This window comes from Marinobacterium jannaschii DSM 6295, from assembly GCF_000620085.1.
In the GTDB taxonomy this organism is placed as follows: Bacteria; Pseudomonadota; Gammaproteobacteria; order Pseudomonadales; family Balneatricaceae; genus Pontibacterium; species Pontibacterium jannaschii.
Genome location: NZ_JHVJ01000018.1, coordinates 47,286 through 53,663 on the forward strand (window position 1 = coordinate 47,286; position 6,378 = coordinate 53,663).

At 55.5% G+C, this 6,378-nt stretch carries 3 protein-coding genes and 1 pseudogene; all 4 read right to left on the reverse strand.

What is annotated here, in order from left to right:
* Nucleotides 1–198: 198 nt before the first annotated feature.
* Nucleotides 199–1,341 (reverse strand): annotated as a pseudogene (locus Q354_RS28550) (NAD(P)/FAD-dependent oxidoreductase); the annotation flags it as partial.
* A gap of 325 nt (nt 1,342–1,666) precedes the next feature.
* Nucleotides 1,667–2,266, reverse strand: coding sequence for a transglutaminase-like domain-containing protein (locus Q354_RS0110560; RefSeq protein WP_027857574.1), 600 nt, complete (start codon nt 2,264–2,266; stop codon nt 1,667–1,669).
* An 85-nt stretch (nt 2,267–2,351) separates the two neighbouring features.
* A complete protein-coding gene (locus Q354_RS27365) occupies nt 2,352–5,588 on the reverse strand; it encodes a cellulose binding domain-containing protein (RefSeq protein ID WP_169828876.1) in 3,237 nt (1,078 codons plus the stop codon).
* A 427-nt stretch (nt 5,589–6,015) separates the two neighbouring features.
* The coding region (locus Q354_RS28555; RefSeq protein ID WP_211252241.1) for a cellulose binding domain-containing protein at nt 6,016–6,378 on the reverse strand (363 nt) is incomplete at its 5' end.

Here is a 6,378-nt window from a genome sequence, read left to right on the forward strand (position 1 = left end):
CTCAGCCGCATTGTTATTGTTGTCAGCGGGGACCGGGCGGGTGTTATCTGCCGGGCGTGCCAGGGTGGCGGCTGCCGCAGCGTTTTCAGGGGAGTTAGGTGCAGCACTGAGGGCATCGTTGCCATACAGGTGCAGTGCCATCTCACGTCCGAACATCAGGGTCGGACGCAGCTGGCTGATATCCGGCTGCTGCCGGATCAGGTCGAAATACCAGTTGCCGTCAGTGACGTCGCCATAAAGCACGGCTCCGACCAGGCGGTCATTCCTGAACAGCAGTTTTTTGTAGTGGCCGCTGATACGGTCTTCAAACCGCTGTGATTCCAGGCCTTCGGCATCCAGGTATTCACCCGCCGAGAACAGGTCGATACCGGAAACCTTCAGCTTGGTGGCCACGGTTTCGACCTCATAGCGGGCGTTGCTGTAGTCACAAAGCTGATCGGCCAGTATCCGGGTCTGATCCCAGATCGGCGCCACCAGACCAAAGGTTTCGCCGTTAAACTCGCAACATTCGCCCAGCGCATAGATTGCCGGGTCGCTGCTGCACAGATGCTGATCGACCAGGATGCCGCGGTTGCACTCGAGGCCGGCGCGGGCCGCGAGTTCGGAATTCGGAGTGATGCCGATGGCAATCACCACAAGTTGCACGTCCATTGTGCTGCCGTCAGCAAGTGTGACGGCCTCCACTTGTCGTTGACCGGAAAAATGGCTGGCTTCGCTATCCATCAGAAAATGGATGCCGCGTGACTCTAATGCCTGCTTAAGCAGGTCTGCTGCACGGGCATCCAGCTGACGGTTTAGTAACCAGCCACCGCGATGTAACACCGTCACATCGCAGCCTGCCTGACGCAGGCCATAGGCGGCTTCCAATCCCAACAGGCCACCGCCAATGACCAGCGCGTGGTCGCAGTTAGCTGCGCCACGGCTGATCGCCTCCACATCATCCAGGGTACGAAAGCTGAGGATGCCCTCCAGTTCTGATTCTGCTGCCGCCGCGGGCAGGGCCGGATCGGAACCGGTAGCGATGACCAGCTTGTCATAGTGAAGGACGATGCCGGAGCTGCTGATCACTCGTTTATTATTGCGGTCGATCTCCTGCACTGGGTCGCCGCTGTAGAGACTGATACCGTTGTCCGCGTACCAGTCCAGAGGATTCAGCATAATCTCGTCCGCATTCGCCTCACCGGCCAGCACCGGCGATAGCATGATGCGGTTATAGTTTCCATAAGGCTCAGCACCAAACACCGATATCTGATAGCGACCGGCATCGCGCTTGAGGATCTCTCCCAGCAGCCGACCGGTTGCCATGCCGTTGCCTATCAGTATTAAGTGCTCTTTAGCCATTGCTCTGCCGTTATCCGTAGTGGGTGATGGGACGAGTTCACCGGACAGCAGCCAATAAAAAAGGCGTTCCTCTGCTACACCGGTGAGGTGGTGTAGAAGATGAACGCCTTTGTTCTTTAGCTGTGTCCCCCAATAATGGGTACAAGGGTTATAGCAGGGTACGTGCCAATAAATATAATTACTTATATTTCAATTGGTTATAATTTATTTATTGCTCTGTAAAGTGTGTGGCTGATGTTGTAGGGGGCACCCAATGAGCGCTGCTGGTGCATCAGGGGAAGCGGATGCACCGGTTTGTAGCGTCCATTGTCTGGCGTTGGGTGGATTATCGGAGATGCGACCGAGTAAGAAGAACAGGGCGTATATCCGGAAGGTGCCGGCCAACCTCTTCAGCGGTACTGTGTTGCTCCAGGGCATCGGTGACCTCTGGCAGTGGTGCCGGGTGGCGCAGCGGCAGGTCTGCTTCACCTTCAGTTTCGGCGATGTATGCCAGCTTCTCCTGCGGCGGACAGAAAGCACTGTTCACCCCTTCCTTGTTGCCGCGCGGATCGATGCGGTACCAGCCCCAGGGTTCCAGATAAACTGCATTAAGGCCGTGCAGGCAGAACTGGCGGCTATCGTCGGAACAGCTCAGGCGCTGGTAGCACAGCGCCGCTGGAATGCCGTTGGCGCGCAGCAGTGCCGCCAGCAGGTGGCTCTTTGCATAGCAGAAGCCATGGCCGCGTTGCAGTACCTCGGAGGCTTTGCAGGTGGTTGGGCTGAGTCGGTAGTCCCAGCTGTGTTTGATCTGGTCGCGGACAAACAGAAAGCAGGCGCGGGCGATCTCAGTTTTATCCTCTGACCCCTGTGCAAGTTCTGCAGCCTTGGCGCGGATATCGGGGTGCTGCCAATCGATAAATTCGCTGGCCTCTAAATAAGCTTGCATCAGACTCCTTCCCCGTAAATTAAGCAAAGGCCCAGCTTAGCGCTGGGCCTTTCTGGGGTACAGCTCAGTTCCGGTTAAATCGTCATTACTGGCAGCTGGTGCCTGTCAGAACCGGAACAGAGGCTGGCTGGTTGTAGACCGGCTTCACGGCGGTGAAGCCGAAGGAGTAGGTCTCACCGGCGGCGATATTGCCATTCCAGCTGAAGTTACTGGCGGTGACCGGGTTACCGGCGGTCATCTGGGCGCGCCACATGCTTTCGATAGTGGTGCTGTCGCCGAAATCGAGCCCGACATTCCAGCCACTGACCGCTTCGCTACCATGGTTGGTCATCAGCACCTCGATGGTATAACCATCCTGCCACTCAGCTGCCACATTAACCTGGCAGCTCAGGGCGCCGCTATCAGTTCCGGTGCCAGTGCCAGTGCCAGTGTCGGTGCCGGTGCCGGTATCAGTACCAGTGCCGGTATCGGTGCCAGTATCGGTACCAGTATCGGTACCAGTATCGGTACCAGTATCGGTACCAGTATCGGTACCAGTATCGGTACCAGTATCGGTACCAGTATCAGTGCCGGTATCGGTACCAGTATCAGTGCCGGTATCGGTGCCAGTATCGGTACCAGTATCAGTGCCAGTATCAGTGCCAGTATCGGTGCCGGTATCAGTGTCGGTGCCGGTATCAGTGTCGGTGCCGGTATCAGTGTCGGTGCCAGTGTCGGTGCCAGTATCAGTGCCGGTATCGGTGCCGGTATCAGTTCCGGTATCAGTTCCGGTATCAGTCCCAGCCCCGACCTGAACGACCAATTCATCAGACCAGTACTCGTTCGTGGAGGAGTGGTTACCCCAGACCTTGATGCGGTATTCACCGGCCTGTGGGAACTGGTAGCTGAACTCATACGGAGCGTTAGTCCAGGCCTGGTAGTCGCCGTTGACGTACAGGTCCATGGCGTAGAACGGGCCGGCAAAGCCATCGCCATTGGCGACGATGGTGACGCTATCACCCGGGTTCAGGTTATCGGTGCCGCCGAGGATACCGACGGTGATCTTATTCGGTTCCGCCGCAGGGCGGCCGTCGCTGGTATCGGTTGTATCGCCGGAATCTGTATCCGGATCGGGCGTGGTGCTGGTGTAACTGTAGAACCAGTCGTAGGCGGGCAGGGTTTCGCTGTCGATATCACTGCCCAGGGCGGGCCAGCTGTAGCCCTGCATAAAGGTCGGGGCGTTATCAAACAGGTAGGAAGCCGGGATTGAGGTACCCTCATAACCGGTTTGCTGGTCAGTGGTACCGGAGTAGCTGGTGTAGTTGCCGTGCAGCACCCAGGTGGATTCATCGATGGTGTCCTGTCCATCGGAGCCTGGTACCCCCCAGACTTTATCGATACCGATCTCTCCATTACTGACCCGGTTACCACTGAGGTACTGGTAGTCGGAGGAATCGCCGGCCAGGATTGATTTAGTCCGAACGCTGTTACGCAGGAAGGTGTTGTCAGGCCCGGTTGGTCCCCAGTAGTCGCTGATAATAAAGTACTGGCCGATATTGGACTCAAACAGGTTGGAATAGGAGTAATGGCCGTGTAGTGAAACATCTGCCGGTATCCAGTTTCCGCCCTCGCTTTGGTGTGGTTCAAGTGAGTAGTTGTAGGCAAAGACGTTACCGTTGGCACCCAGATGGGTCATCATGGAATGGCGCAGGTGGCGGAATACGTTGTTCAGCACCAGCGTACCTGAGCTGCGGAAAGTGAGTTCGACCCCGTAACCGTGGCCGCCAGTGCCGTGATCGGTAGCATCCTCAAAGTAGCTGTCGCGTATCTCCACCCGACGTGAGCGCCAGACACCCACATGGCTCTTGCGCGCCAGTTTAGAGTGAATCCCTTTTATCCAGGTATTGCTGGCATAGTTTAGGCAGAATATATTGCTTTCACTGATGTCCTGACGAACAACTGCGAAATCCTCAAATCCTGCACTCTCGACCAGGCTGGCTGGCGTTGCCCAGACTCCGAAATTCTGATCCATATCGATACGGATCGGATCGGCCAGGGTGATCCAGTTGCCATCAATGCTGATGACTTTATTAAACTGCCCAATCAAACGGCCGGCCCAGCTTTCCTGACGCCAACCTGGCATGGTTTCATGCACTGAAGCGTCATAACCCTGCACCAGTTCTATGCCGGAACCCAGGCTAAAAGCAGATGGATCATTAACGCGGATTCGCAGCGAGCCGTTCGTAGCACCCTCCAATACCTTCGGATAGCCGTTGGCTGCGGTAACCGCTCTTTCAGCTTGCGGCTTACACTGTCTCGATAGTTGGAGGGCATGCTGATTGTGGTTTACGTTGAGGACCGTTTTATCCATGCCTGCACCACGTAATACGATGCCTCCGGGCAGGTACAGCGGTGTATTCAACTGGTAGGCACCTTCCTGAAGAGAGACTGCACCGGTGCCGGAGATACTGTCAATCGCAGCCTGAATAGCCGCGGCATCATCGTTACCGTCGTCAGGATTGGCACCGAAATCCAGTGCATTGGCGCGTACAGGAATATCAGGAATACCTCCCTCTATACCGGCCTGCCATTTCGGTACCTGATGACCGAAGATATCCAGCATCTCCGCCTGTAGAGGCCCGACATTGGTGCCGTTATCACTGTTTCCGCTATCACCGTTGTCTCCTGAACCGGTATCGGTGCCAGACGCATCCGCAACCTGCAGCACCAGTTCATCAGACCAGTACTCGTCACCTGAGGTATGGCCTGCCCAGACCTTAATCCTGGCTTCTCCGGCGCTATCGAGCAGCAGGTCGAATTCATACGGTGCCTTGGTCCAGTTGATCCAGTTGTCATTCACGTAGAGGTCCATGGCGTTGAAGCTGCCACCAATCGCATCGCCATTGGCAACCACCTTCACTGTATCACCGACCTGCAGGCCGGTTGTGGAACCGGCCAGGCTAATGGTGACATTTGCTGCAGGGACCGGATCGCCCCCACTGCCAGTTGAGCCATCACCACAGAGGGCTCCGGTGAGTTGAGGCAGGTTAGGAGCCTGGCCGGTAACGCCTTTATTGACAGTGCCGCCAAATGAGATGGTCTGGCCTGCAGCGATTGTGCCATTCCAGGCTGCGGGGGTTGCACTGGCCGGGCCGGAAAGGGTGGCACTCCAGAGTTTGTTGATCGCTGAGCTATCACTGAAAGCGAATCCGATCTGCCAGCCTTCGATAGCTGCGGTGCCGTTATTGGTGATGGTTACATCCATGTTGTAACCGCTTTGCCACTCTTCTGTAGCGGTTATGGTACAGACCGCATTCGCGGCCAGAGCAACTGCTGGTTGCATGAGTAGCAGCGGAAAAACGTATCTTGCGGAAGGCATGAATCCTTTCACGATATAAATCCTCGTGTTCAGGTCAGACTTCATGCGTAGAGATTGATGCCTACACAACTTAACCGGTTTTTTGGGTACTTGCAGGAGAGGAATTTATATCATGCTTATCCATCTTAAGTAATTGTTATTTAAGGCTAAATTCTTCTTTTTTCTTTAATGATCTTTCGGTTTTTAACGGTCAGCTAGCGGGATTTTTATTGAAGGCTTTTGCTAAAGCAGCGTCCCGTCCTGAATCACGTTGACACTTCTCGACCGATCAAATCGGAAGGGCGTTTTCGAAGGCGGTGCAGAAAGAAAAAAGCCGGGCAGCTTTCGCCACCCGGCAACAGGAGCTCTCCGACAGGAGACTGTGATGAAGGAAATCCCTGGCTGAGAAAACTCAGTTGCAGCTCTCTCCCAGCAGGATTGGCAGTACCGGCGGCTGATTAAAGCTTCCTTTCTCTACGGTAAAGCCAAAGTACTTACTCTTTCCCGGTTGAATGGTGCCATTCCAGCTATAGCTGCTGGCAGTGTCCGGGTTGCCCTTACCCCACTGGGCCAGCCACATATTGGTGATCCGGCTGCTGTCAGCAAACTGCATCGCGACGTCCCAGCCGTTGATGGTTTCGCTGCCGTTATTAGACAGGGTGATTTCCAGCGTATAACCGGCATTCCAGTCAGTCTGAACGTGCATGGAACAACTCAGGCCTTCGCCGCTATTACCGGAATCAGTACCGGAATCAGTACCGGAATCAGTACCGGA